The sequence below is a fragment of the Clostridium sp. genome, assembly GCF_051650885.1.
In the GTDB taxonomy this organism is placed as follows: Bacteria; Bacillota; Clostridia; order Clostridiales; family Clostridiaceae; genus Clostridium.
Window position 1 is genome coordinate 58208 of the sequence record NZ_JBOFRG010000367.1, and the last position, 25065, is coordinate 83272.

At 30.8% G+C, this 25065-nt stretch carries 33 protein-coding genes; 14 read left to right on the forward strand and 19 right to left on the reverse strand.

The window, feature by feature from the left end:
* Window positions 1–100 precede the first annotated feature (100 nt).
* The 13 genes from ACRC28_RS18785 to ACRC28_RS18845 form a co-directional block, all read right to left on the reverse strand.
* Window positions 101–442: a hypothetical protein gene (locus ACRC28_RS18785; protein WP_438544983.1), complete on the reverse strand. Its 342-nt coding sequence runs from the start codon at window positions 440–442 to the stop codon at window positions 101–103.
* Window positions 443–581: 139 nt separating this feature from the next.
* Window positions 582–1055: a phage major tail protein, TP901-1 family gene (locus ACRC28_RS18790; RefSeq protein ID WP_438544984.1), complete on the reverse strand. Its 474-nt coding sequence runs from the start codon at window positions 1053–1055 to the stop codon at window positions 582–584.
* A gap of 1 nt (window position 1056) precedes the next feature.
* Complete coding sequence (locus ACRC28_RS18795; RefSeq protein ID WP_438544985.1) at window positions 1057–1578, reverse strand: phage major tail protein, TP901-1 family; 522 nt, start codon at window positions 1576–1578, stop codon at window positions 1057–1059.
* A 4-nt stretch (window positions 1579–1582) separates the two neighbouring features.
* Window positions 1583–1990: a DUF3168 domain-containing protein gene (locus ACRC28_RS18800; protein WP_438544986.1), complete on the reverse strand. Its 408-nt coding sequence runs from the start codon at window positions 1988–1990 to the stop codon at window positions 1583–1585.
* The gene (locus tag ACRC28_RS18805; protein ID WP_438544987.1) at window positions 1987–2505 is read right to left on the reverse strand and encodes a hypothetical protein; all 519 of its coding nucleotides are present in this window, start codon (window positions 2503–2505) and stop codon (window positions 1987–1989) included. The genes ACRC28_RS18800 and ACRC28_RS18805 overlap by 4 nt, the downstream gene beginning before the upstream one ends.
* On the reverse strand, window positions 2506–2829 hold the full coding sequence (locus tag ACRC28_RS18810) for a phage head closure protein (RefSeq protein ID WP_438544988.1): 324 nt from the start codon (window positions 2827–2829) through the stop codon (window positions 2506–2508).
* Window positions 2829–3158 (reverse strand): head-tail connector protein, encoded by a 330-nt coding sequence (locus ACRC28_RS18815; RefSeq protein ID WP_438544989.1) that lies wholly within the window; start codon window positions 3156–3158, stop codon window positions 2829–2831. Before ACRC28_RS18815 ends, ACRC28_RS18810 begins: the two co-directional genes overlap by 1 nt.
* Window positions 3159–3166: 8 nt before the next feature.
* Window positions 3167–3505, reverse strand: a complete 339-nt coding sequence (locus ACRC28_RS18820) for a hypothetical protein (protein ID WP_438544990.1) — start codon at window positions 3503–3505, stop codon at window positions 3167–3169.
* Window positions 3506–3558: 53 nt separating this feature from the next.
* Window positions 3559–4737 (reverse strand): phage major capsid protein, encoded by a 1179-nt coding sequence (locus ACRC28_RS18825; RefSeq protein WP_438544991.1) that lies wholly within the window; start codon window positions 4735–4737, stop codon window positions 3559–3561.
* A 35-nt stretch (window positions 4738–4772) separates the two neighbouring features.
* Window positions 4773–6074, reverse strand: a complete 1302-nt coding sequence (locus ACRC28_RS18830) for a phage major capsid protein (RefSeq protein ID WP_438544992.1) — start codon at window positions 6072–6074, stop codon at window positions 4773–4775.
* Between the two features lie 58 nt (window positions 6075–6132).
* Entirely contained in the window at window positions 6133–7338 is a 1206-nt protein-coding gene (locus tag ACRC28_RS18835) for a phage major capsid protein (RefSeq protein WP_438544993.1), read from the reverse strand.
* Complete coding sequence (locus ACRC28_RS18840; RefSeq protein ID WP_438544994.1) at window positions 7331–8722, reverse strand: head maturation protease, ClpP-related; 1392 nt, start codon at window positions 8720–8722, stop codon at window positions 7331–7333. Before ACRC28_RS18840 ends, ACRC28_RS18835 begins: the two co-directional genes overlap by 8 nt.
* Complete coding sequence (locus ACRC28_RS18845; RefSeq protein WP_438544995.1) at window positions 8685–10187, reverse strand: phage portal protein; 1503 nt, start codon at window positions 10185–10187, stop codon at window positions 8685–8687. Before ACRC28_RS18845 ends, ACRC28_RS18840 begins: the two co-directional genes overlap by 38 nt.
* Before the next feature lie 555 nt (window positions 10188–10742).
* Here ACRC28_RS18845 and ACRC28_RS18850 point away from each other — a divergent pair.
* From ACRC28_RS18850 to ACRC28_RS18900, 11 genes are all read left to right on the forward strand, one after another.
* Window positions 10743–11423 carry a hypothetical protein gene (locus ACRC28_RS18850; protein WP_438544996.1) on the forward strand — a complete coding sequence of 227 codons (681 nt, stop codon included), beginning with the start codon at window positions 10743–10745 and terminating at the stop codon, window positions 11421–11423.
* A gap of 49 nt (window positions 11424–11472) precedes the next feature.
* Window positions 11473–12213, forward strand: a complete 741-nt coding sequence (locus ACRC28_RS18855; RefSeq protein WP_438544997.1) for a BRO family protein — start codon at window positions 11473–11475, stop codon at window positions 12211–12213.
* Between the two features lie 81 nt (window positions 12214–12294).
* Complete coding sequence (locus ACRC28_RS18860) at window positions 12295–12585, forward strand: hypothetical protein (RefSeq protein ID WP_438544998.1); 291 nt, start codon at window positions 12295–12297, stop codon at window positions 12583–12585.
* A 59-nt stretch (window positions 12586–12644) separates the two neighbouring features.
* On the forward strand, window positions 12645–12854 hold the full coding sequence (locus ACRC28_RS18865) for a hypothetical protein (RefSeq protein ID WP_438544999.1): 210 nt from the start codon (window positions 12645–12647) through the stop codon (window positions 12852–12854).
* 35 nt (window positions 12855–12889) lie between these two features.
* Complete coding sequence (locus tag ACRC28_RS18870) at window positions 12890–13585, forward strand: hypothetical protein (protein WP_438545000.1); 696 nt, start codon at window positions 12890–12892, stop codon at window positions 13583–13585.
* Window positions 13578–13889 carry a hypothetical protein gene (locus ACRC28_RS18875; protein WP_438545001.1) on the forward strand — a complete coding sequence of 104 codons (312 nt, stop codon included), beginning with the start codon at window positions 13578–13580 and terminating at the stop codon, window positions 13887–13889. The genes ACRC28_RS18870 and ACRC28_RS18875 overlap by 8 nt, the downstream gene beginning before the upstream one ends.
* A gap of 338 nt (window positions 13890–14227) precedes the next feature.
* A complete protein-coding gene (gene dcm / locus ACRC28_RS18880; protein ID WP_438545002.1) occupies window positions 14228–16225 on the forward strand; it encodes a DNA (cytosine-5-)-methyltransferase in 1998 nt (665 codons plus the stop codon).
* Between the two features lie 183 nt (window positions 16226–16408).
* Window positions 16409–16687 (forward strand): transposase, encoded by a 279-nt coding sequence (locus ACRC28_RS18885; RefSeq protein WP_438545003.1) that lies wholly within the window; start codon window positions 16409–16411, stop codon window positions 16685–16687.
* 22 nt (window positions 16688–16709) lie between these two features.
* Window positions 16710–17099: a hypothetical protein gene (locus ACRC28_RS18890; protein WP_438545004.1), complete on the forward strand. Its 390-nt coding sequence runs from the start codon at window positions 16710–16712 to the stop codon at window positions 17097–17099.
* A 113-nt stretch (window positions 17100–17212) separates the two neighbouring features.
* Window positions 17213–17692, forward strand: coding sequence for a hypothetical protein (locus tag ACRC28_RS18895; RefSeq protein WP_438545005.1), 480 nt, complete (start codon window positions 17213–17215; stop codon window positions 17690–17692).
* A 2-nt stretch (window positions 17693–17694) separates the two neighbouring features.
* On the forward strand, window positions 17695–18228 hold the full coding sequence (locus ACRC28_RS18900) for a hypothetical protein (RefSeq protein ID WP_438545006.1): 534 nt from the start codon (window positions 17695–17697) through the stop codon (window positions 18226–18228).
* 25 nt (window positions 18229–18253) lie between these two features.
* On the opposite strand, the gene ACRC28_RS18905 is transcribed toward ACRC28_RS18900, so the two are convergent.
* The 6 genes from ACRC28_RS18905 to ACRC28_RS18930 form a co-directional block, all read right to left on the reverse strand.
* Window positions 18254–19315, reverse strand: a complete 1062-nt coding sequence (locus tag ACRC28_RS18905) for a terminase TerL endonuclease subunit (protein ID WP_438545007.1) — start codon at window positions 19313–19315, stop codon at window positions 18254–18256.
* Between the two features lie 550 nt (window positions 19316–19865).
* Entirely contained in the window at window positions 19866–20027 is a 162-nt protein-coding gene (locus ACRC28_RS18910) for a hypothetical protein (RefSeq protein WP_438545008.1), read from the reverse strand.
* A gap of 229 nt (window positions 20028–20256) precedes the next feature.
* Complete coding sequence (locus tag ACRC28_RS18915) at window positions 20257–20766, reverse strand: hypothetical protein (RefSeq protein ID WP_438545009.1); 510 nt, start codon at window positions 20764–20766, stop codon at window positions 20257–20259.
* Window positions 20767–20774: 8 nt separating this feature from the next.
* Window positions 20775–21269: a phage terminase small subunit P27 family gene (locus ACRC28_RS18920; protein ID WP_438545010.1), complete on the reverse strand. Its 495-nt coding sequence runs from the start codon at window positions 21267–21269 to the stop codon at window positions 20775–20777.
* A 9-nt stretch (window positions 21270–21278) separates the two neighbouring features.
* Window positions 21279–21692, reverse strand: coding sequence for an HNH endonuclease (locus tag ACRC28_RS18925; protein ID WP_438545011.1), 414 nt, complete (start codon window positions 21690–21692; stop codon window positions 21279–21281).
* A gap of 140 nt (window positions 21693–21832) precedes the next feature.
* The gene (locus ACRC28_RS18930; protein WP_438545012.1) at window positions 21833–23146 is read right to left on the reverse strand and encodes a peptidoglycan-binding protein; all 1314 of its coding nucleotides are present in this window, start codon (window positions 23144–23146) and stop codon (window positions 21833–21835) included.
* 225 nt (window positions 23147–23371) lie between these two features.
* On the opposite strand from ACRC28_RS18930, the gene ACRC28_RS18935 reads away from it, so the two are divergent.
* The 3 genes from ACRC28_RS18935 to ACRC28_RS18945 all read left to right on the forward strand — a co-directional run bounded on the left by ACRC28_RS18935 (window position 23372) and on the right by ACRC28_RS18945 (window position 25053).
* Window positions 23372–23734 (forward strand): rhodanese-like domain-containing protein, encoded by a 363-nt coding sequence (locus ACRC28_RS18935; RefSeq protein WP_438545013.1) that lies wholly within the window; start codon window positions 23372–23374, stop codon window positions 23732–23734.
* The gene (locus ACRC28_RS18940) at window positions 23734–24549 is read left to right on the forward strand and encodes a DNA-methyltransferase (RefSeq protein WP_438545014.1); all 816 of its coding nucleotides are present in this window, start codon (window positions 23734–23736) and stop codon (window positions 24547–24549) included. Before ACRC28_RS18935 ends, ACRC28_RS18940 begins: the two co-directional genes overlap by 1 nt.
* 87 nt (window positions 24550–24636) lie before the next feature.
* Entirely contained in the window at window positions 24637–25053 is a 417-nt protein-coding gene (locus ACRC28_RS18945; protein ID WP_438545015.1) for a hypothetical protein, read from the forward strand.
* Window positions 25054–25065: the final 12 nt, after the last annotated feature.

Consider the following 25065-nt stretch of genomic DNA (forward strand, 5'->3'; position numbering starts at 1 on the left):
TCATAGGGAGTAAGTTCTAAGAAATCTTCCCTACTTATTCTCAACTCTAATATACTTTTACAATAGCAAGACTCAATATATTCGTCCATTGTCAGAGGTTTTACTTTTTTTCTGAAACTGTCTCTTCGTTCCCTTCTTCTTCTGTGATAATTGATTTAACTGCCATTCCATCTACTACTACTTGTACTAGTTCTGGAATAGTATAACATTCAACTAATTCATCAAATATATCAACAAAGCTTTCAAATTTAATCTTCTTATCTTCTCCAGCTTGTACACCTAAGTAGAATATCTTTCTTAAATTAGCTATGTCATCTTGTAAAGCGTTAGTTCCGTTTATTAAATCAATATTGTATTCACTTCTTATCTTTATTAATGTTGAAAACTTAAGTATGAACTTGTAATCAACTGCATCCGTTTTTAAAATTATTGGTTTTCTCATTATAATTCCTCCATATACAAAAAAAATTAGCCTACCCATTTAAATAATGAGTAGGCTTTCTCTGTTTATATATAGATTATAGTGTTTATTAGTACAATAAAATCAGTCTTTTACTTAGAATATTTTGGGTTATTTTCCATTAAGAATCTGCAAAAGCAGTAACTGTTACTTCTTCTAAAGCTCCAGAACCATTTAAAGTAAGAGAATAAGTAACTAAATCGTCATAAGGTAACTCAATAGGGAAGTCAGTAATTGTAGCTTCACCAAGCATACCTTTAGAATTATTTTGGTCACTGAACATTACTAATACTTGTACATTCTCTCCATCTAAGAAAGCTCTATTTAAAGTTGCATAAGCAGAATCAGTAGCTATATAACAAGCCTCTGTTTCAACTGACCAAGATTTAAAACCTGGTAAACTCTCCATCCAATTCCCAACAGTATCCTTTGAAGTTGCATCAATAGTTTCTGCACTTCTACTTAATGTAGCATTTCTTTGTCCACCTAAAACTGTAGTTTTTACTACTTTAGAAATATTGCCACTACTTGAAGTCCAAGTTCCTTTAGCAGCTACATAGACAAGACACTTCATTCCCGTTTGTTTTACACCCATATTACTTTACCTCCGATTTTTTTTCTTTTACTGAAATACTAGTTTTTTTTTTAAAAGTTCCCTCTGCTAATGCACCAGAACCATTAAGTGTTAATGAGTAAGTTACTAAGTCATCATAAGGTAGTTCAATAGGAAAATCTGTTATAGTTGCTTCCCCTACCATACCCTTAACTCCAGTAGTTCCTAACTCACCAAAAGTTACTAGTACATATACGTTTTTACCAGCTAAGAAAGCAGTATTTAAAGCTTGGTAAGAAGTGTCATCAGCTATATAACAAGCTTCACACTCTATACTCCATGACTTAAATCCTGGAAGTGATTCCATCCAGTTCCCTACTGTATCCTTTGAAGTTGCATCAATAGTTTCTGCACTTCTACTTAATGTAGCATTTCTTTGTCCTCCAAGCACCTTTGTAACATCTACTACTTGGTCAGTAATATTCCCATTAGACGCTGGTATAAAGTCAGTCTTAGTTGCACTCACATACACTAGACATTTCATTCCTGTTTGTTTAGTTCCCATATAATTAGTCCTCCTCGTCTTCTACTCTACATCTCAATCTTATAATTGTATTGTAAAGTCCATATTCTTGTTCTACGTTTTCTAAATATTCTATACCTTGTGACACCAATTCTAAGCCATTTTCAAATTCTAAATCAGTATCAAAGGCTCTTTCTATTGCTTCTGTTATATCTAAACTTCTTTGTCTTCCAGTTGTGTTATCCCAAACTAAAATATCAATAGAAATATTTGAGCCATACACAGTCTTAGTGTTATCTTTAGTGATATTCATATATCCAAAAGTAACATAAGGCATAGGCACACCTTCTGGGACCCAGTCATATACTTCACATATATCAGTTAATTCTTTAGTAGTGGATAAGCGTTTGAATACAGAAGCTAAAAATAATTTCAATTTTGTACTTCTTGTCATATCTTCTTCTCCTTATTATAAACTCTTCTGATTTCTGCATTATAAGAAGGGTCTACTTCTTTCTTAGCATATGTCATAAAGAAAGTACCACTCATACTACCTACATTACCAGAAGAGTTTCTAACCATCTTACCAGTCTTTCCACTTCTATAAAAAGTAGGTACATTCTTTTGCCATCTATTGCCTTTTCTAGTACCATACTCAACTAAGTTTCTGTAAGGTGCTTTAGTTTTTTCTGGGTATATCATAGCTCCCATACCTTCAAAAAAGGTTTCCATTGTTATAGAGTTCTTTAAACTTTGTCTAGCAAATCTTCCACCCATATAATGCCCTTTAATAAGCTTAACGTTTGAAACAGGAGCTTTTGACTCTGCTTTCTTTTTAACTGCTTTGGCATACTTTTGGATTACTTTTGAAGCTTCTGCTTGACATCCCATTTTAAATAGTCTAATTCCTTCTTTAGTATCTGCTACTCCTTCTATGCTAATAATATTTGAATTACTCTTTTTAGCCATTTACATTTCCTCAAAACAGTGTAGTATCATTTCTACATCTCTTTCATCTACATTAATAACGTGGTTAATAGTCAATGTTCTTTTTCCAAGTTTAACAGTTTGTTCTCTGTTAATTAAAGGATTATATCTAACAGTAACTTGGTGAGTAACTTTAGCTTTTTCAGATTGAGCTTCCCAGTATCTTTTACCACTCAAAGGTTTAACATTTCCCCAACAAGTAACTATTACTTTTTCTGTTGGTTTTTCATTAAATCCTCCAGTAGCGTTTCTTTCTTTTATATAATCAACTATCTTTAATCTCTTATTTAGTGAGCCAGGATTCACTACTCCCACCCCCTGTGAAGGTCTAAAATAGTAGTAACTGTAAATGGAGCAGATTTTGCAGAAGTGTATTTAGCACCACTGATTGTTCTTTGCTCGTACCAGTTAGAAATAAGGTATAAACAAGCTATTGTTAATTCTCTTGGTAATACCCCATCATATTGCTCTTTTAAGTAAGCAAGGTCATGTTTAAGGTAGCTAGTTATGAAACTCACTGCTGCTACATAAAACATTTCAATTTCTTGTGTAGTTTCTTCATCTTCTTCCACTCTTAGATATAAAGCTATATCTTTAACAGTTAAACTTTCAATATCTTTATCAAATACTTTCATATCTACACCTATCTTTCTAAGATGTTTTTGATAAGAGCTTTTTTAGTTTTAGCAACTTCAACACCTAATTCAGTAGCAAGTTTCTTTAACTCTGCTAATGTCATAGCTTCTAACTCTTCAAGAGTATAATCTTCTTTCTTCTCTTCTATAACTTCTAAGTTACCATTTTCAACAAGAGATTCTAATATCTTAGTATTATCAGTAACAGTAAGTTTACCAGCTTCTAGTTTAGCACCAAAATTAGTTTCTTCTACTGTAAAAGTAGTATTTAATAAAGGAGCAAAAGGAATATCATTTCCTAAATTTGTACAAAAAGGAACTAATACTTTATATTTTTTATTTGCCATTTCATTACCTCCTTATAAAAATAAAAAGAGAGGGTAACCCCTCTCCATATATATTATGCGTTCTTTAATTTTACCATTGATTGTTTGTTGATAACTTTACCATCAAAGTAACCATCAAGTAATAAAGTAACAGTACCAGCGATAGCATTTTTAGTATCACCAGATATTTGCTTTAATTCAAAGTTTTTCTTAACCATTATTCCGTAAGTATCTTTCATACTTCCAAAGAAACAAGGGTAGTTAGTTGAAACCTCATCAGTAACAACAATTGGGTGTCCTAGTAAAGTCATTGTTAACTTACCATTTTGCTCTCCCATTTGTACGAAATAGTCACCGTTAGCAGATTTAATTTTAGCAACTCTAGCGTATACTGCTCTGCTCATGTACCATTTAGCACCACTTAAGTAAGCTGGGTGTACAGTGTTTACTGCCTCAACAAACTTGTCCATTAATTGGATACCGTTCTTATCTTTGATTGATATTTCTTGTAAGCTACACTCTTTACCACTAGATTCTAATCCTTCAAATTGCTTAGTTCCACTACCTTGGAATATTTGCTTTTCAATCATTCTAGCGTGTTTAATTGACATTTTCTCTAAACAGTAAGGTACTAAAGAATAAGCTGAGTTGTTAAGTAATTGTTGAGTTATTTTGTAACCAGCAACAAATCTTAATTGGTCAAATAATACAGAACCAAAGCTTAACATTTTGAAATCTGCTAAGTCAGAACCTTCTTCAACTATAACAGCTTTATCTGCTCCTTCTTTATCAATAGTTAACTGATATTTACCAGTTACAGAAGGAAGTTTAGTAGCTTCTGCAAAAGCCATTGAGTGTTCTTCTAATTTTTGAACAACAAAGTTTGAAAGATAAGTAGGTATAACTACTGCTCCAACGTTTCCAGTTGTAGTTCCGTTAGTACCAGTAGCAACTGCTCTTAACTCTCTACCTCTAATTCCACTTGAGATATAGCTTCTTAACTCATTGTCAATAGCTTCATCTTCACTAGCTACTCTTATATCATCTTTTAATATTACTTTATCAGTAGTAACTTCATTAGTTTCTAAAGCTCCAATGTTTGAAGTTAAGTTAGCTATTTTGTTGTTTAATGATACTAACTCATCCTTTTCAAAATCACTAAATGCTCTTGCCTCATTACAAACTGAGTCTAATATTCTTTGTTTAGCCTTTACAGCTTCGTTCTTTTCTCTCTTTAAATCAAATAATTTCATATTATAATCCTCCTAAATTTTCCTAATGTTTTTTATTAAGGTGTTGGTGCAGTAGCTGGTAATTCTTTAACTACTCCAATTACGTATGCTTGTGGATTGATTACTGCTCCGTCCATATACATATCAGCAGTTAATAAGTGAGTACCTTGAGTAGCTTGAATTGTATCATCAAATATATGCTTTAATTCGATATTTTTATTGATAGTCATTCCGTAAGCTTTATCTATTTCACCAAATATTAATTTGTCGTTTGGCATACCTTGAGTTACTACTATTGGGTATCCGAATAATGTGTAAGTAACTTTACCGTTCTTAACACCATTTTGAGTTAAGTATTCAGATGAGAATGGTCCTAAACCTTCTTCTTTCATACTAGCTACTCTTTGGAAGTTTCTTCTATTCATATAGAATTTAGCGTTTCCTAAGAAGCTTGGGTGCATTGAAGTTATCATTCTTAATATGTGGTCTGGTGAGAATTGGTCTAATACTCCAGCAGTGTGAGTTCCTGCTTCTTCTTTCTTTGAGTAGAATACATCTAAAGCTTTAGTGTGAGATTGGTCTACGTCACAAAGTCCTCTAAAACCTTTGTTAGCTACGTTTCTTTCTGCCACTCCATTAAATATCTCATATTCTATACCGTTAGCGAATCTCTCTGCTAGGTGTTCAATACAGTGTCTAACTAAATCAAATTTAGAGTTGTTAATTAAGTGTTGAGTAATTGAGTAACTAGCAGCGTATCTATCTTCAAATAGTTTAACTACATCAAAGTCCATCATACTGAAATCACCTAATGCTTTACCTTCTTCAACTCTGTATATATATTTACCAGCATTATCTTCTAAAGCACAAGTATCCATTACTATTTCAAACTCTCCGTTAGAAGCTGGGTATTTAGTTACAGTAGAGAAAACTTCTGAATGTTCTTCTAAATGCTTTAACATAAAGTCAGAAATGTTTCTAGGTAATATAGCTGCATGGTCTTTAGTCTTGTTTATTTTTGTAGCATCGCTAGGTACAGTTGGATTAGCATCTGCTCTCTTTTCGCTTTCAGTTCTAGTATCTGCTATAAACTCTCTAACTGCCTCTGTAAGCTCTTCATCAGTGTAAACAGTATTTTCTATTATTGGCTCTGCTATTGGTTCTTCTGGAGCTTTACATCTTACTTTTAGGACATTAAGCATTTCTTCTAATGACCTTACTTCTTCGTCAATCTCTGCCCCTCTAGTGCTCTCTATGTCAGTCATTTCTCTAGTCTCAGTTAAAGCTAAGTTTACTAGTGTTTCTTTTTCAGCAAGTAAGTTAGCTATTTTTTCTTTAAATAATTTAATTTTGTCCATATTGACCTCCTAATTTTTGAAATAAAAGAGGACTTTTATAGCCCTCTTAGTTGTTATATTAAGCGTTTTTAGTTTCTAATTTGATTACTGCTTGTTCGTTGAATACAGTTCCATCACAGTACATTTCTAGTAATAGTAAGTGAGTTCCTTGTAATGATTGGATAGTATCGTTAAATACGTGCTTAAGAACCATATCTTTCTTAATCATCATAGCGTAAGCTTCTTTCATATTAGCTAAAACTACACCAGATTGAGCAGCTGAATTAGCTCCATCATAAGCGATACAATCAGTAACTTCGATTGCCATACCTAATAATGTTTTAGTTAATTTACCATTAACCATTCCGTTTTGTACAAAGTAGTTACCTTGAGCATCTTTTAATAAACAAATGTCATTGTAAGCTTTTCTAGCCATATACCATTTTGCTCCATTTAAGAATGAAGGGTTCATTGAAGTATAAACTGCAACTAAATCGTCCATAGAGATTGTTTTAGCAACAGCAGTAGTTACTTTAGCTACGTTAGTATCTTTTAATATACCAGTGAATTGTTTAGTACCAGTACCATTGAATATTTGGTCCTCGATTGCTCTAGCGATTTTAACTGCTAATTTCTCAGTACAGTAAGGAACTAAATCATAAGCACTGTCATTTAATAAGTGTTGAGTTAAAGAATAAGAAGAAACTAATCTTAATTGGTCTAACTCTTTCTTTCTGAATTTTAAGTCTTTGAAGTCATTGAACTCAGTCTTTTCATCAACTATGATAGCGTATTTGTTAGCAACTTCTTCGTCGTCATAAGTTATTTGGAACTTACCTTGAACTGTTGGGAACTTAGTACACTCTGCAAAAGCCATTGAGTGCTCTTCTAACCATTGTATAATTCTGTTTGATAATACAGTTGGGATAATAACTGAACCTACTCCTGTTGTATCTGTAGCGTTCATTTTAGCAGCTGGTGGAGTTAATGCTCTTAATTCAGTACCAACCATACCAGTTTCTACGAATTCTCTCATTTCAGAATTAATACACTCTAACTTGTTATTAACTTCTATATTTTCAATTTTTAAATTTTCGTCATATCTTGATTCATTTACTATTGCCATAGCGTTTTGGATTTCACTTATTTCTTTTTCAAGTTCAGATTTTTTATTTCTCTCTTCGCTTGTAAATCCTCTTACTTCGTCAGAAACAGTAGTGATTATACACTCTCTCTCTTCCATTAATTCGTGCATTTTGTCTTTCATTAATTTTGTATTAGCCATTTAATGTACTCCTTTTCTCTTTGATTTCTTTTAAGATATTTTCTAATATTTGTTTTTGTCTTTCATTTAGAACAGCTTTCGGTTCTTCAACAACCTCTGGCTTTTCAGTTTCAACTGGAACTGTTTCTCTAATTTCTTCAACCATATCTTCTAATGATAACCTAGCTTCATAAGTAGGTAATTCTTCCTCTCTTTTTTCCTTTTTACAAGCTCCTTCTACTCTTATGTTACTAAAATAGTTTGAAGCTTCTGTAGCAGTCATCCAAGTCTCAGCATTTACTAATTCATTTATTTGCTCCTTAGTAACACCTTCCTTAGCACTCTTCATATAAGTAGCAATTAATCCCTCTTGAATTTTATCAAGAATATCAATTTGCTTTCTCATAGCATCTGCATTACCATATACTTGACATAAAGGCTTGTGTATCATAAACATTGCATTATCTGCCATAACTATTTCATCAGCTGCCATAGCTATTACAGTAGCAATACTAGCACACATACCATCAACGTACACTGTCTTGTTTCCAGGTACTGTTTTTAATAAGTTTGCGATAGCGTTTCCTCCGAATACACTTCCACCAGGAGAGTTAATTCTTATATCAACTTGGTTATGACTTCTAAGCTTGTCTATCATACTCACAATTTGATTAGGAACTGTTGAACCCATCCATTGCTCCCACATTGAGTCTCCAATTTGGTTGTAGATAAATAACTCTAAACCTCTATTAGAACCTCCAGTTGCTTTAGCTTCTGTTGTAGACTCTCTTAATTCGATTGAACCGATTGTATTACCGTCTTTGTCCTTAAAGTCAAATTTATCAACATTAGGCTCAGTAATAGCTCTCTCTTCTTCTAGGATAGGTATTTCTACCTCACCAACATCTTCACCTCTAGTAGCTATCTCAGAGTCTTCATAAGCAGGATTCTGTAAACAAGATACTTCTGAAACAACCATATCTTTAACTATTCTTACAAGATTTCCTTCTTCGTCTCTACTCCAAGAATCTTTTAAACATTTAAATCCAAAACTCATATTAGCTACAAGTCCACTATTCATAAGCTCAAAAGCATCTCTACCATAAGTTGTGTTAACAATTTGTGCTGACATTTCCACACCATTTTCAGTTTCTTCAATGTCTAAAGTTCCATTTTTTGTACTTGCTAATATTCTTTTTCTATCGTGTGCATCTAAAAACAATATCTCTTTTGCAGCTTTAATAGCTTTAGCAAATACACCTTTGTCTATGATTTCATAGAATCTTCTTCCATTACTATAAAGTAGTTTAGATTTCATACCTGGTTTATTTACAATACCAGATACTTTCATTATTCCATCATCATTACTACTTCTTAGCTCCAGGTTTAGGCTTCGTTTTTCCATTAGCCTTTTCCTCCTTCTTAGTCACTTTCTTTGAATCAGTCTTTTTTTCAGTCGGTTTCTTACCGTCCGATTCACCGTCTGATTCTTTATTTCCACCCTGTTCAGTAGCTTCTCCATTATTAGGTTCTTCACTCTTAGCAGGAGTAGGTGCGAATTTCTTATTAATTGCACTCATTTTTTCGTGCTTTTCAACTTCTAAATCCATTTGGAATTTAGCTATTTCCTCTTTAGTCTGAGGTTTACCTAAATCTAAAGAAGCACCAGTATTCGCAACAGTTAACATATTAGTAGTAGTATCTAAGAATACATCTCCTAACTTATAGATGAAAGTATCATTTTCAATACTTGGAAGCCCTAGTTTTTGTCTAGCTTCATTTACTGTAAACAATCTTTTCTCTATACCTATACCAACTGTTTCTAGTTTTTCTTTTTCAGTAGTTCTTAATAATTCAGAGACATCAGCTTTCCAAAACAATCCTTTTGATTTCTCTTTGCTACTAAGAATACAAGCATCTAATCCTTCTTCGATTGCATTAAGTACTGGACTCATACAATATTGTAAGAACTGAATACCATTCGCTTCATTTGAAGCATATTTATTAGCATTACTGTTAACCATTGATTCTGGAACGTTGAACACCTTACATATCTCTGCAACAGTAGTCTTTTTACTGTTAACTAAATCCAAGTCATTTGGCTTCATAGAAATCTGTTGGTACTTTAAACCACCTTCTAATACAGGAGTCTTACCAACATTCTTTGCTCCACCATATAACTTGTCCCACGAAGCTTTTAAATTAGTAACTGATAACTTAGATAAAGAAGCATCAGTTGTTAATATACCACTTGGTACTGCTCCGTTTTTTACTATGTTTCTACTATACTCTAGTTCTTCTAAAGCTAGAGCTAGTGTTTCTGCATTTAATTCTAAGATTCCTTTAGAAGTAAAACCATCATGTGAATCTTTTAATATTCTAATCAAATCCTCTGGAAAGAAAGTTGTTGACTGACCATTTGCATTATATATTATTCTTGCATTAGTCTTATAACCATCTTGAAACTTCTCAATTGTTACATTTTGAGTTTCTAAAGGATAGAGTGAAACTATCTTAGTTCCTTTATATTCTGGAACAATATAAGCTGCTCCATAAAATAAATAGTCATTAGTTATTGCTTTCTTAAAGTTATATCCATTAAGAAAATCATTTGGATTCTTATTAACTAAAAACTCTCTATAATCATGTACTCTTTCTATACTTCCATCCTCATTTGTCTTATAAAGATAGAAAGGTAATTGAGATACCGAGGAACAGATTAATTCTCTACAATTCACTACAGTTGGAATAGATAAAGCATCTTGTTGTGTAATATTATCTCTGTTAAAAGAATAATTTGTTATCTCAACTACGCCTAATTGGTTTTGCTCTGTGAATTTAGCTTTTGAAAAATAATCTAATATACCCATTTTTTATATCCCTCCTTCTCTTTATATATGAATTTTAAACAGAATAAGTACATTTAATTTAGTTATTATTACATAATACTGTTTTAAGATTACAACCCAACTATCCAATTAAATACACCCTAACTATCCATTGGAATACAGTATATATTGTTTAAAGAATAGTCTTTTGCAAACTTGTTTTGCTTATATTATATATATTATTATATTATATATATTATAGTATATCCAATATGAATAAAAACGGACTCTTCGTGAATAAAAATGGCTTCCTCGTGAATAAAAAAAATTTTTAAATAAAGCTTGTACATTTTGTTATAATATGTTATAATAAATAATAAACAAACATTAGGATAAGTGGCTTTGATAAAAACACTTAGACTCAAATCCAACAATATTAGTTTGTTACTAAACTGTTATTCGAGCACAATCTAAATTGTACTCGACCTCTAACGAGGAAAAACAATATTTTAAAAGGTATATGTAAGTATATGCACTTATATATTAAGTGCGTGTAGTAGGATATACCTTTTAAATAAATAGAAAAGGAGTGGTATTTTGAAAAAAGAATTTAAAAAGAAAGAACTTAGTGGAGTAATTGGTGTAGCTCCTATAACCATTAAGAAATGGTCAGAGGAGAGAATCAAAGAGGAAATGAAAAAAAATTGTTGGGTGATAAACAATATAAGGAAGCAAGGGAGGAGTTTGATATTTGAATGTGAATATCAAGAATACTCAATACCAAAAAAAGAATATGTACAAGCAGAGTTCAATGTTAAAGACCCAGATAAATTTACTAAATACTCCAAGAAAAGGTTTGATTGTGAGGAGGGAAAATTTAAAACAAGAAAGCAGATATGTTCAGAGGTACAAATTACTCCAAGAACCTCTATTAATTGGGATGATAAGTTAGTAGAGAAAGGAATAATGGATAAAGATGGTTTTATTTATGTAAAAACAAATAGAGAAACTGGCGAAAGACAATTTGTTACTAAAGATAACTACAGTAATTTTTGGAGAGAAAATAAAGTAGCTTCAATTAAACTAAATGCTCTAGCTATTGCTGTTGCTCAGAAAAAAATTAAACTAGATGATTATTGCAATGAAAAAGAGAATGTATTAGATAAAGCCAATTTGGAATTTTATTATTCTAAACATACTAAATTTGTTATTAACAAAGGGAATTCACTTTATACATTATTATTAGATACATTAGAAGAATTGGAAAACAAACAATAAATAATGGTTAGCTGTAGTCCTTAAAATAGCATAAAAGGGAGAGGGAATTATGAATAATTTAACAGTATTTAAAAATGAAGTGTTTGGAGAAATAAGAACTTTAGAAGTTGAAGGAAAACCATATTTTGTAGGAAAAGATGTTGCAACTATGTTAGGATATGCAAGACCTAATGATGCAATTTCGCAACATTGTCGTGGTACGGTAAAACACCGTATCATGGATTCAATAGGTAGAAATCAAGAAATGTCAATCATTCCAGAAAGTGATATTTATAGATTAATTATTAAATCTAAACTACCAGAAGCAGAAAAGTTTGAAGCTTGGGTTATGGAAGAAGTGCTACCACAAATAAGAAAAACTGGAGGATATATTCCAATAGAAGAAGGCATGAGTGATTTAGAGATATTGTCAAGAGCAGTTTTAATATCTCAAAAAACAATTGAGCAAAAAGATGAGATTATACAACAGAAAGAAAATATAATTCTACAACAACAACCAAAAGTTAATGTTTATAATCAAATAGCAAATACAGAAGGTTTAGTAAGTGTTGGAGAATATGCTAAGACTGTGGGTATAGGGAGAAATAAGTTATTCGAGATATTAAGAGAAAGAAAGATATTAATGAAAGATAATCTACCTTACCAAAGATTTATAGATGGGAATATGTTTGAGGTAAAAGTAAGTTCTTGTAATAATAAGATAAATACAACTTCTTATATAACTACTAAAGGTATTAACTGGATAACAAAAGGCTTACAAGATAATGGTTATATAGAATTGAAATTTTAATAAAAGTTTTTTTGAAGAAAGGGTAGACAAGCTCTTTCTTTTTTGTTATACTAAATTTATCAAATAAAGGGAGTGAGTGATATGAAAGAAGTAGAAAAAGCGAACCATTTAAAAGAAATAGAAATTTTAAAATTAGTGTTAACGGTAAATAACAAGAAGATAAAAGAGTTGAAAGATGAAAATGACACAGTAATCGACTGTATTACTAAGATAAATGAGCTAATTGGCAATAAAGAACCAATGTGGTTTGAAGGTTCTTATAAACTTATGAGGAATAGTTGTAATAAGTGTTGTGTGGATTGTGATAGGGAATTGAGTTGTAATTTTAACTGTGGTTGCCAAGGGATAAGTTGTGGGAAATGTAAATATTAGTATTGACAAATTACAAGACAAGCTTTATAATATAAATATCAAATTAAAAGGAGAATAATATGAAGAGAATAGAATATGGAATGAAGGCTACAAGAAGAGAGAATATACCAAGAGGGTTTTTAATATGGACTACATGTCCTGGAGAATTGAATTGTGGACCGTTTGCAGATGAAGAGAGCAGAAAGTTAAACAAGATAAGTAAATCCACTCTAGGGTGCAGAGGAATGAGCTGTGAAGAGTGTTGGAATAAGGAAGTAAGCCAATTATAAAACTACAATTTTATTAGTAAAAAGGAGAGAGTGTAATGGAGAAATTTGTATTAAATGATGAGTATATAAAGAGAAATTTAAAAGGTGACAGATTATATATAACTCAAGAAAAATTTGAGAAAAATATTTTCTGCTTAGAATTAATTGAAAAATATGAAATAGGGAAATTTGTTTTTTCAGATTGTGAAATCAGTAATGTTGATTTTTCGGATTTAGATATTGACTTGGAGTTTATAGATTGTGATATTACTTGGTGTGATTTCATAAATATAGGAAGTATAAAAATGCTTGATTCAAAGTGTAGGAACTCTAATATAGCAAGAGGAGTGAAATATTTTGGTATAGATAGTTGTGTGATGAGCTATTGTTGTTTTTTTAAAAACAAAGATATTATAGTTGATGTAAATAATTCAATGTTTAGATATTGCAACTTTTCAATTGATGTTTTATTAATAAAAAATTATGAGAATGTTTATAGCAAGTGTCATTTTTATTATAATGAAGTAATGATGGTAGGTAATTGTGGTTCTAGTAAAAGAGATGTCTATTATTTAGTAGATAAAAATATAGTTTGGTGTGGGTGCTTTGATGGTGATTTAGCTCAGTTTGAAAAAGATGTAAAAGAAAGATATTTTGATATATCAATGAAAGGTGCTAAAAACTATTACTTAGCTATTGAGATGTTTAAAAAGAGTAGGGAAATGTATTTGGAGGAACACAAGAATGATTAAGAAGATACAAAATAACGCTAAGGAATATAGTAGGATAATAGAAGAAATACTTTGTATAAGTTTTATAGTTGATTTATTACTAATATTATTAACCAACTTCATTAATATAATAGCAAATAAATATGACTGGCTGGGAATGGTTAAACTAAGTGAGATTGCTTTAGTGGTAGAAATCTATATTATGTTAGCGATAATTATATTAGCATTAATAAAGATTGTATTTAGATTACAGAAAACATTGTATAGATTAGAAGTTAAAATATATAACAAGGTTGTTGACTACTGGAGAAGAATAAAAAAGTAATTAAGAGAGATTTTTTCTCTCTTTTTTTATTTATTTAGTTGCACTTTTCACATAACATTCTATAATATAAGTATAACAAATGATTAATTACTTTATACATATGAAGTAATACGGAACAATCAGTTAAGTAAGAAAACTAAAGATTAGTAAAGTATTAAACATAAGATATAAAGTGGATAACATATGAACTTCTCACCTTTTATTTATTTGTAGAAAGAGCAAGATTAATTTCTTGTTCTTTTTATTTTGAAAATAAATGAAAAAAGTTTTGAAAAAGTGTAGACAAGCTATAAATATTATGTTATTATAAGTATAGAAACAAGGCAAGGAGGTAGAAAATGAAAAAAACAAATAGTATAATAAGAGAAATGATACCTGTTCAAGTAAGGGTAAGAAAATTCAATGTCGAAGAAAAGGAATTACAACAATGTTTGAAGAAACATAAACTTGAATCTAAATTAACAATAAAAGAAATATCTAAAAGATTAGATGTGGCTAAAACAGAAGTTGAACATTGGTTTAGAACTGATAAATGTTTTTCTATACCGAATGACAAAAAGTGGTTGGAATTAAAACAATTATTAAGTATAACAACTAATGAGTTTGATGAAAGTATTATGACGTTTGAGGTTAGAGATGGAGTGTTTGATAAAGCTAATAGAGTTTATGATGAAAATGGTATAGCACCCACAATAACTTGTGTAGGTGCAGATAGTGAGAGGTACAAGGTATATGATAATGAGTTAATTTTTAGTGGTGGTATTTATGGTTCTTATAGTGGATTATATAAAATTAAAAATAAAGGGGAAGATATTATGTGGAGAAATGAATTAAAAAAGAAAGAATACAATATGGAGAGCGTGAGATTGTTTGATGCTTTTGCAGGAAAAGGAGCATTACACAAGTCTTTAAAGAAGTTAGGAGTACCTACTGATGTTGTAGGATTGAGTGAAGTTGAACCTGATGCAGTAATAGCTTATGCTGGAGTTCATATAGATGGGTTTAAAGAAATGGAGTTTGATTTTCCTTCTGACGAAGAAATGAGAACATTATTATTAGATAGAAATATAGGTTGGGATTTTAAAAAACAAAAGTCATGTATTCCTAGAATGAAAAAGGACAAGCTTAAATTACTTTATAAAGCGACTATGTTAACAAACAATTTAGGAGATATAAGTAAGATAGATTATAACAATATGTTTGATTTTGATTTATTCAATCTTAGTTTCCCATGCACAGACGTTTCTAACGCTGGTAAACAAGAGGGATTATTTAATGAAGATGGTACTCATACTAGAAGTGGTTTAATTAAGTTTGGATTAGATATAGTAAGAGCAAAAAATCCTAAGCTAATAATGATAGAGAATGTTAAAGGGTTAATTCAAAAAAAGTTTATTGGAGATTTCTATACTATATTAGAAGACCTAGAAAAAATGGGGTATAAATGTCACTATGCTACTAAACAAAAAGGTAAGGAATTAGTTCCACTATGTCTAAATGCTAAAAACTATGGTATACCCCAAAACAGAGAAAGAATATTTGTTATCTGTGTAAGAAATGATATTAAGTTAGATTTTAAATTCAACTTAGGCGGAGATGCTGGAGTGAGATTGAAACACTTACTACAAAAAGAAGTAGAAGAGAAGTATTATTTAAGTGAAGAGATACAAAAAAGGTATAAGTCTAATGGAGAAAATAAAGATACTAATAACACGATATATACTGGGCAAACTTCAATTAACCCGAATTCACAAGCTGGTAAAACTTATAGTCCTAATGGCGTAAGTCAAACTTTATGTGCTGGCACACATGGATATGCTATGGGAAATATAGAAGAACCTAAGCAAATACAATTTGATTTACCTTGTTGCAAAGAAAATAAAGTGGATAGATTAGGTGGTTGCTTTGACAAGAATGGCAAAACTCATCAAGCAGGAAGTGTATATAATAAAGAAGGGGTAGCACCAACTATTACAACTTGTGAAGGTGGATATAGACAACCTATAGTAACTGAAGAAAATAATATAAAAGTAGTTGGAGAATTAGAGTGCGAAGGATGGCATAGAATAGAAACTGCTGTACATTCTACAGATGGAATATGTCCTACTATGGAAACTAGAAATAGAAGTAAGTGGTTAGATGATGATTCATATAGAATAAGAAAACTAACTCCGTTAGAGTGTTGGAGATTAATGGGGTTTGATGATGAGGATTTCTATAAAGTAAAAGACTTGGGACTTTCTGATTCTGCTCTATATAAACTAGCTGGTAATAGTATAGTAGTAAACTGTTTATACTATATATTTGATAGTGTGTTTGAAAAGTTTGAGAAGTAAGATAAAGAGGAGGAGTAATCCTTCTTTTTTCTTTTTAAAAAACATTTCAAAAAAGTGTTGACATTCTGTAAACAAAGTATTATTATAAATACATAAGATAAATCAAAAACTTTTTCAAAACAAATGTATAAGTTTTAGAAAAGTGGATATACTTAAGGTATAACAACAGAAAGGAGAATGAAAATGGGAGATACTTCAAAGAGATATGATGAAGACTTCAAAAGAAAAATAGTTAGAGAGAGAAAAGAAGGAGTGAGGGCAAGTGATTTAAGTAAAGAGTATGACTTGCCAATCTCAACAATAAACAAATGGGTTAATATCTATAAAGATGAGAAGGTTGCGAATACTCCAGTAAATAGTGGAGACAAAACAGTTAACAAATTACTTAATGATGAGATTAAAGAATTGAAAAATGATATAGAAGTATTAAGACAAACAATATTGATATTATTAAAAAAATAAAGAGTAAGAGGAGAGAAATAAAATGAAAAGAATTATGGTATTAGGGTTATTAGGATTAAGTTTAATGGGGTTTGTTGGTTGTAGTGAACAAACAAAGGAGAGCATAAAGGAAACAGCAACTAAGGTAGAAACATTTGAAGAAGAAGTTAGCGAAGAAGAAGATGTGGAGTTTAACTTCAAAGATTATGGACTAATGTTAGCTTATAACAATATGGATGATATGAATGTAACAATCAGTGATATAGTAGATAACTCTGCTAAGGTAATGGCAGATGGTTTCTTCACTCCAGAAGAGTCAGCAAACTATATGGCACAATTAGTTGAAGCTATGGCAAACAAGGTTAAAAACTTTGAAACAGAAGGAATAGATGTTGAAGTGTTACTAGAATTAGTGGAAGAATTAAACAATTAAAATTCAAATTTTATTAAGGTGAGAAATCTCACTTTAATTTTGAAAAAATAGTAGACAAGCTATAAATATTATGTTACAATAAATATATCAAATAAAAGAAAGAGGTAGATGAAATGAAAATAGAATTTAGATTAAAAACTTTAGAAGAATTGATAAAGACTGATGGAATTAAGATGGTAGACAAAGGGTTCACAGTAGAAGGGGAACATGAAACGTTAGTAGGGGAATTGTTAGGTAATTTAGGGAGGGCTTTTAGGTCAAAAGAAGTGCATACAGAATCAAACGGTGAACAAACTCCTATAATTGAATTAAAAGATGGAATTTACTTTATTAATAAATGGATGTGTTCTGAATGGGAAGTATGTGATGAAAAAGAAGCAGAGTTTGAAGAGATAGGTGAGGGTTTTATATTGGAAGATGATGATAAAGATTATTTAGAAGTTCAGTCTCCAAGTGATAATTATATATCTTTTAAAAATAGTAAAGAATCAGTTTATTTTTCAACAAGTAGTATGGGAGTTAATCTTACTTTTGAACAATTTGATGAAATAGTTAAATATGTAAATAAATTAAAAAGGATTAAAGGTGAATAATAATGAGTAAAGAGTTAATATTAGTGGTAGGAAAAAGTGCATCAGGGAAAGATTATATAGTAGACAAGGCTTGTGATAGATATGGAATGAGCAAGGTTATAAGTAAGACTACAAGACAACCTAGATATGAAGGTGAAGACACTCATATATTTGCTAGTGAGTATATAAGAGATTGTGAATATTATAGTGCAATAGCAAAGACTGTATTTAATGGGAATTATTATTGGACAACAAAGAAAGATTTAGAAGGCAAAGACTTTTATATTATTGACCCTAAAGGTGTAGAAAGTATGGATACTGAAAATTGTATAGTAATATATTTAGAAATTGGATTATTTACTAGAATAAGACAGATGTTCAAAAGAGGAGATAAGATAAAAAATATAATATCTAGGTTATGGAATGACAGAAAAGAGTTTAAAGGTTTTGATAAAAAAGCTGATTATGTAGTTAGAAGTGATTGGGAATTTGATGATATAATACTACAAAGAGTATTAATGGAAAAAATAGATAAGCTAGAAGCTAAATATAATTAATTAGAGAGGGATAATACCCTCTCTTTTATAATACAAGCATTTCTTTGTTTTCATATAGCTTAGAAGTTCCATCATTAATTTCAAGCAACCATAAAGCTATTGAGTTGATTAACGATATAACCATATCAACTTTACCTTCTGATTTCTTCTTATTAACATAGTATCCCATATTAGTATCTGGGAATATTCTAGCATTAGCGAAGTTCTCTTCAAGTAATTTGTTTTCTATAAATCTGAATTTATGAGTTTCAATTTCTTCTCTTATTTTTTTAGCTGATGGATAAGTGTGTTTAGCTATCTGAGGTATTTCAGTCATCATTATACCTGCTTCTTCTAACGTTTCCTTGATTTCGTTAACGTTCCACTTATCATATCCTAGCTCAGTTACGGTAACTCCATATTCTTCTTCTAGTGATAATATAAAGCTACATACAGTTTTGTATGAGATTACTTTAGTTCCACAAGCGATACAATTTCCATCTTCAATATGTCTTCTGTAGTCACAACGTTCTTTTTTTATTTTCTCATCTAATTTTAATACTGGAATAAATCCTACTGACATTGCAGTAAATGTATCTGTATCTAAATCATAGTGACTCATACCTACTGCTACGTTATCTCCCGACATTGCTAGGTCTAGTCCAAGTTTTACATCTTTACCCTTCCAATCAAATTCTGATTTTGGTACTGAGCATTTCTTAACATCTTCTGCATTTACATAGTTATCACCAGCACAAGAATCAACAAAATAATTCATTGACTTTGTCATATACTCTTCTCTTACTTCTGGTACTAATAAGGCTTTTTTTCTATCTTCTCTTATCAATTCAAAATTTTCTTCTATAACTAATGGGTTAGCTTGTAATATACCAATATCATCCCATAAATGTTCATAATCAGCTCTATATACTAAAGCTAAAACTGACTCGTCTTCTACCACACCATTTAGAACTTTACCTATATAATCAAGTTCTGAGTGCATTATTGAAGTCGAGTTGGCGTAGGCAGTGGTTGTAACAAACTGTAATGGATTTAATACGGACCTCTGACCACTTGCCATACTTAACATATTAGAGTTATCTGACATATTACCAGCCTCATCACACACAACATTTGTATTAACGTTAGGCTCTTTATCCTAACCTCTATATGTCACCATATAGTTTAGACTATATCATCACTATTATAAATAGTGTTCGGAGCTCGTGGATATTTCTCCATAAAAAAAACACCTCTAAAGAAGTGTTAATTTATTAGGTTACTATATCTAGTCGTTACACCTTCAACTTGTTTCCAAGAAGCTTGGCTCGGTATTGTCTTATTCATTATATTAGTTAATAAGGTTTTCACCGAATTCACCGAATTTAACGTACCCAAGTGTGTCTAGGCACAAGGTCTGCTTTTTGTTATCACAAAGGCTCTTTATCCTTTGCTTCTTATAGTTTCCCATAAGTTCAGACTATATTTTCACTATTGCTTATAGTGTCGGGAGCTCGTGGGTGAGTTATTGCTAGTTTTTTAATGCTCATCACCTAGTCGTTACAAATGTGTTAAACTTTACACACTCTCGGTATTGCCATATCAATTAGACTTAGGGTTTACCGATACATCCCAATTTATACTCGACCAAACCTATATTAAATCGAGTTGTTTTTTCCAGCTTCTGCCACCCTTGGTTGGAAGAATGATTTAGTAATTGTACATTCTAGCTTACCAAGGAAAGAAGTTGAAATTTCAAAATATTTTAATATATAAGGACTTGCTCCTATTATTTGAACCATTGATTTACGTATTTCCAATTTTGTTAACCATAAGGCTTTTTATCCCTATGTTCTTATAATTTCTTATAAGTTCGGCGTACATTTTCACCTGTTCTAGGTGTCGAATACTCTTGGAGGTGTTATATTTATTCAACCTCTACGCTCTACGGTGCTTTATGACCTCAACGCTATTCATAAAGTTACCTCGGTATTCCCATATTATATAACTTAGGGTTCACCGAATTTACTCGATACTAAATATATATCCCTATATATTTGGGCAAAAACTACCTGCAAGTTCACGATTTAAACATATTGAATAAAACTCTGAAAACTTTTGTTCTGTAAGCATTAATAATATATAGATTATACCAACTGTTGCAGTCTTCGCGTTTTTTCTTGAAACGAACAAAGTAATTTTTCTATGCTTGAATTTATGTGGTTTATCTTTTAATCTCCATGCAAATAAATTAACTATTAGAAAACATTGGTAGTCAGATAAGTTTTCATAAACTGGTTTATTAGCTACAAATCCTGTAGCGAAATTTAATAGTTTTAATAAACCAGCTATTTTTTTAATGTGTGTCAAACTAAAGAAATATTTACATTCTTCTTTGTATTGGTCTTCGTCCCATAATTTCTCTAGTATTTTGCATTGAGCTTTGATTTCCCAACCTGGATAATCTTCTCTCAACACCATTTTCATATATTGATATGCTTGTTCCACTATTTTTATAGCTCTAGCTTCTTCTATGATGGATTTAATATCTTTATTCATACTATCACCTACTCTCCACTTAGAAGCTTAAGAACTGGGTCTTCCTCATTCATTCTTCTTTCCATAGCTGCTCCTGCTAAACTTGCTCTAGCTGCTGGAGACATTCCTAATTGTGAACAAAACGCTCTGAAAGCTGTTGAATAAGTAGCTTTAGTTTTAACTGTTGGATGTTCTTTCCATTTGATTAAACCATTAGGTTGTTTATCCTCAACTAATATACCATCTCTAGCTAGTATCTCATCACACATATCCATTTTATCTAAAGTGTCAGCAGTTTGTTTAAGGATTGGTATATCTAAATTACATAGTAAAGCACTCTCTTCTAATTGAGTAGTTAAAAATACATAGTATACTGCTCCTCTTTCCGTTAAACCTGGTGGGATTTCTCTGAATAAATCATCTTTTCCTTTTAATTTTTCTTCGTATTCTGCTCTTTGTTTAAGCTCGGCTTTAGACTCCGATTTCCCCTGCTTAAAAAGTGCCGGTTTTTTGTTTCTTGACATAATATCCTCCTATAAATTTATCTCTATTTCTTTTTTTGCTTCTATTTCAAAGTCTAATTCTTCTCTTGTTCCTAACTCTACATTGCATAGTTTACACATAGTTATAAGATTACTCTCATCATATATCAGTTCTGGATAAACACTCCTAGGTTTAATATGATGTACTTGTAATTCAGAACCATTTATAATACCAAATTTATTTAAACACCTTTGACAACAACCATTGTCACGTTGTATTATTTTCAATCTTAGTCTTCTCCATCTAGTAGAAGTTAATATTTTCATTTGCTCTTTATTTTTCTGATAATACTCTTTTGAGTAATCATTTCTATTATTCTTTTTACAACTACACTCTTCTAATTCATTATATCTCTTCTGACAAGTTGAACAAATTCTGTATCCCATTGTATTCTCTTCCTTCAAAATCTTGTACAGTGTGTCCACAATAACAACACTCACAATATATTTTACCTTTCTTCTTATAAGTAATTATTGAACTACCACATTCTTCACATTTTAACATTGTTTTTATAGGAGGAGACTTTTCTCCTCCTTCCCCCTTTCTATTTAGCCATTAAAGCCTTCCATGTATTTTTACCAACTATCCCATCAGCAGATAGATTCTTAGCTTTTTGGAACTTAATCACTGCATTATGAGTACCACCACCAAATATTCCATCTATACCATTAGTAGTGTATCCTAAAGCATTTAATCTCTTTTGTATTATTTTAGTTATATTACCTTTAGCACCTTGTTTAACAGTTATACATTCATCTAAAGTCGAATCACCAAAATATCCATCAACTGTCAACCTAGCATTACATTGTTTATTAAGTTCAGATTGTAACTCTTTTATAAGTTCCCCACTTATTGAAACTTCCCAAAGTTTTTTACTAGAAGTACCACTTGAGCTTGAACCACTATTTGTAGGAACAGAAGCACCATTAACCATACTAATAAACTTACTCCAAGTAATACCGTTCTTTCCTGCTCTTATTTCTGCGGGACATTGCTTCCTGCTCGCATCGTAATGTTGAACGACCTTTGATATAGGTAAGTTATATTTCTTCATTAAGAATTTAGTTAACTCAACAGTGTTAGCTATTGTTTTGTTATAATCACCATCAGAGTTCACACATATTTCTATGCTTACAGAATTTGAATTACTAATACCATATTTTCCTTTTCCGTCTCCAACTGCCCAAGAGTAGTTGTTATCCCCAACAAACTTACCTATCTTTTTATCATCTACAAAGTAATCAGCAGAAGCTTGTCTATTACCACCATTAAAATAATTAAAGTGATTATCTACTCCAGAACCTCTACCAGTGTTTCCAGTAGTGTGTATTACAATGTATTGAACTTTGCTTCTACCAGTTGAGAAATTGTATTTAATAAACATATCGTTAATTTTCATATTATTTTTTCCTCCTTCTAGTTCATTGACTAATTTTATAATTTTTTTACTATAACTTTCGTCCATTGCCCAAGTACCAGATAGCTCTTCTACAGTTTTGCATTTACCATAGAGATAATCAAAGTGTCTAGGGTCTTTAGGACGTTTTAGTGGATAACCTTTTTTACCTGCATACAAAGCTAGGTGTTCAGCGTGAGCTTCTATTCCATCTTCCCATGATTTAAATTTTGCATGAGCGTTAGGGTCAAGACAACCTCCACCTTTACTGTTTTTTAATCCACATGTATTTTTATACTCAGCAGTTAAAACGCCACCGAACTTCATCCAACCTGTTTCTATCATAGCTTGACATAAGAGTACACTAGGATTGACACCTTTTTTCTTAGCTAGGTTATAGAAATTATCTACATTATCAAGTGCTAGTTTATGTGCTTTTTTACTTTTAAGCCATTTCTTCATCTGTTTTGTTGTTATTTCTGATTTACCAAGAATGTTAATTTTATCACTCCTCTCTAATATCTTGCTACTACATATATAGAAAATTAGTGTTAAAAGTACAGAGTATAAGTTTAGTGCTAAATTATGGTAAATAAAATTCATCTTTTATGAAAAAAGTTTTAAAAAGGGGTTGTACAATTATTAATAGTATGTTAATATAAGTTCATAAGGTTGAAGGAGGTAGATATGTTTACAAAGAGATTAAGAAGTAGACACATCTTAGTTGATGTTAGAACCAATAAAGAATATAAAGCAAAACATATTAAAGGTGCAAAAAATGTACAAGCTATGGATTATAAAGATTATTTGAATATGAAAACTATATATCCATTAGCTCCAATAACAATAACAAGGTCTATATACAGAAGACAAGATATAATTAGAGAAGAGTTAGAAGAAATATATGGCACTGGGGATAGAGAGATAATCTTCTATTGCTCAAGAGGTAGATTAAGAAGCCCATTAATTTATCTGTATGCTAAGTATTGTTTAAAAATGAAATGTAAAGTATTATGGGGTGGAATAAAGAAAGGAAAATGGTGGAAATAATGAATAGAATATTTAATGAGGATTGTAAAGTAACTTTAACTAATAGAATAGAGGATAAGAGTTTGGATTTAGTATTGACTTCTCCATTCTACAACACAAACAAAAAGAGTGGTAAAAAAGGAACATTAAGAAACACAAAAGTAAAAGAAGGAAACTATCAACACGTTAGATATGATAATTTTGTTGATAATATGAGTAATGAAGAATACTCAGAGTTTATAGTTGATTTATTTAATAAGATTGAACCTAAGTTAAAAGATGATGGTTGTGTGTTATTTAATATAAACTATGGTACAGAAAACACAGAAGGTATGTGGTTAGCAGTAGCAGATATTCTAAGAAACACAAACTTTACATTAGCTGATACAATTGTTTGGAAGAAAAGAAAAGCATTACCAAATAACTGCTCATCTAACAAACTTACAAGAATAACAGAATATGTGTTTGTATTTAACAAAAGAGGTTTTGAAAAAACATTCAAAGCTAATAAGAAGGTAGTTAGTGTGAGAGCTACTGGACAAAAAATGTATGAGAATGTACAAAACTTTATAGAAGCAGCTAATAATGATGGAAGCTGTAAGTTAAATAAAGCAACATTTAGTAGTGATTTATGTATGCAACTTTTAGAAATGTATGCTAGAGAAGATAGTTTAGTTTATGACCCATTTATGGGAACTGGAACAACTGGTGTAGCTTGTAAGATGTTAGGACATAGATATATTGGTTCAGAAATATCGGACAAGCAGTGTGAATATGCAGAAGAAAGAATTGAAAAAACAGAGAGTATAGAATTACAAGTTATGCTAGGAGTATAAAAATAAAATATTTTGAAATAGGGGTTTACAATCCCTTTTCAAGATGTTATAGTATAAGTATAGTAAACAAAGAAGGAGGTACAAGCAATGACAAGTTATGGGACTACAAGAAAAGTATTAATCAAAAAACATTTAGTGGAAAAACATAATATATACAAAGATTTAAATGAGAACAAAAAAGAATATGAAAACTATTTAAAATACAGTAAATTAGGTGTATTAGCAAAAGTAGAAAAGTTTGAAAACAATATAATAGTAATGGAAAGAGTTAAACCTTTCTTAGAACATTATTATGAAAAAGAATGGGAAGATATAATGAGAATGAATAATAATTGTTATATGGATGATTTATTAAGGAATGAACATTTAGAAAAAGAATTAAGATATGGAGATATTAGAGATATATTAATGAAAACAGATTTAGATTGGAATGAATGGCAGGTGCCTAGTAATTGGGGAATAGATTCAAACAACAAATTAGTATTATTAGATTATTCAAGATAGAAGGGGAGATTA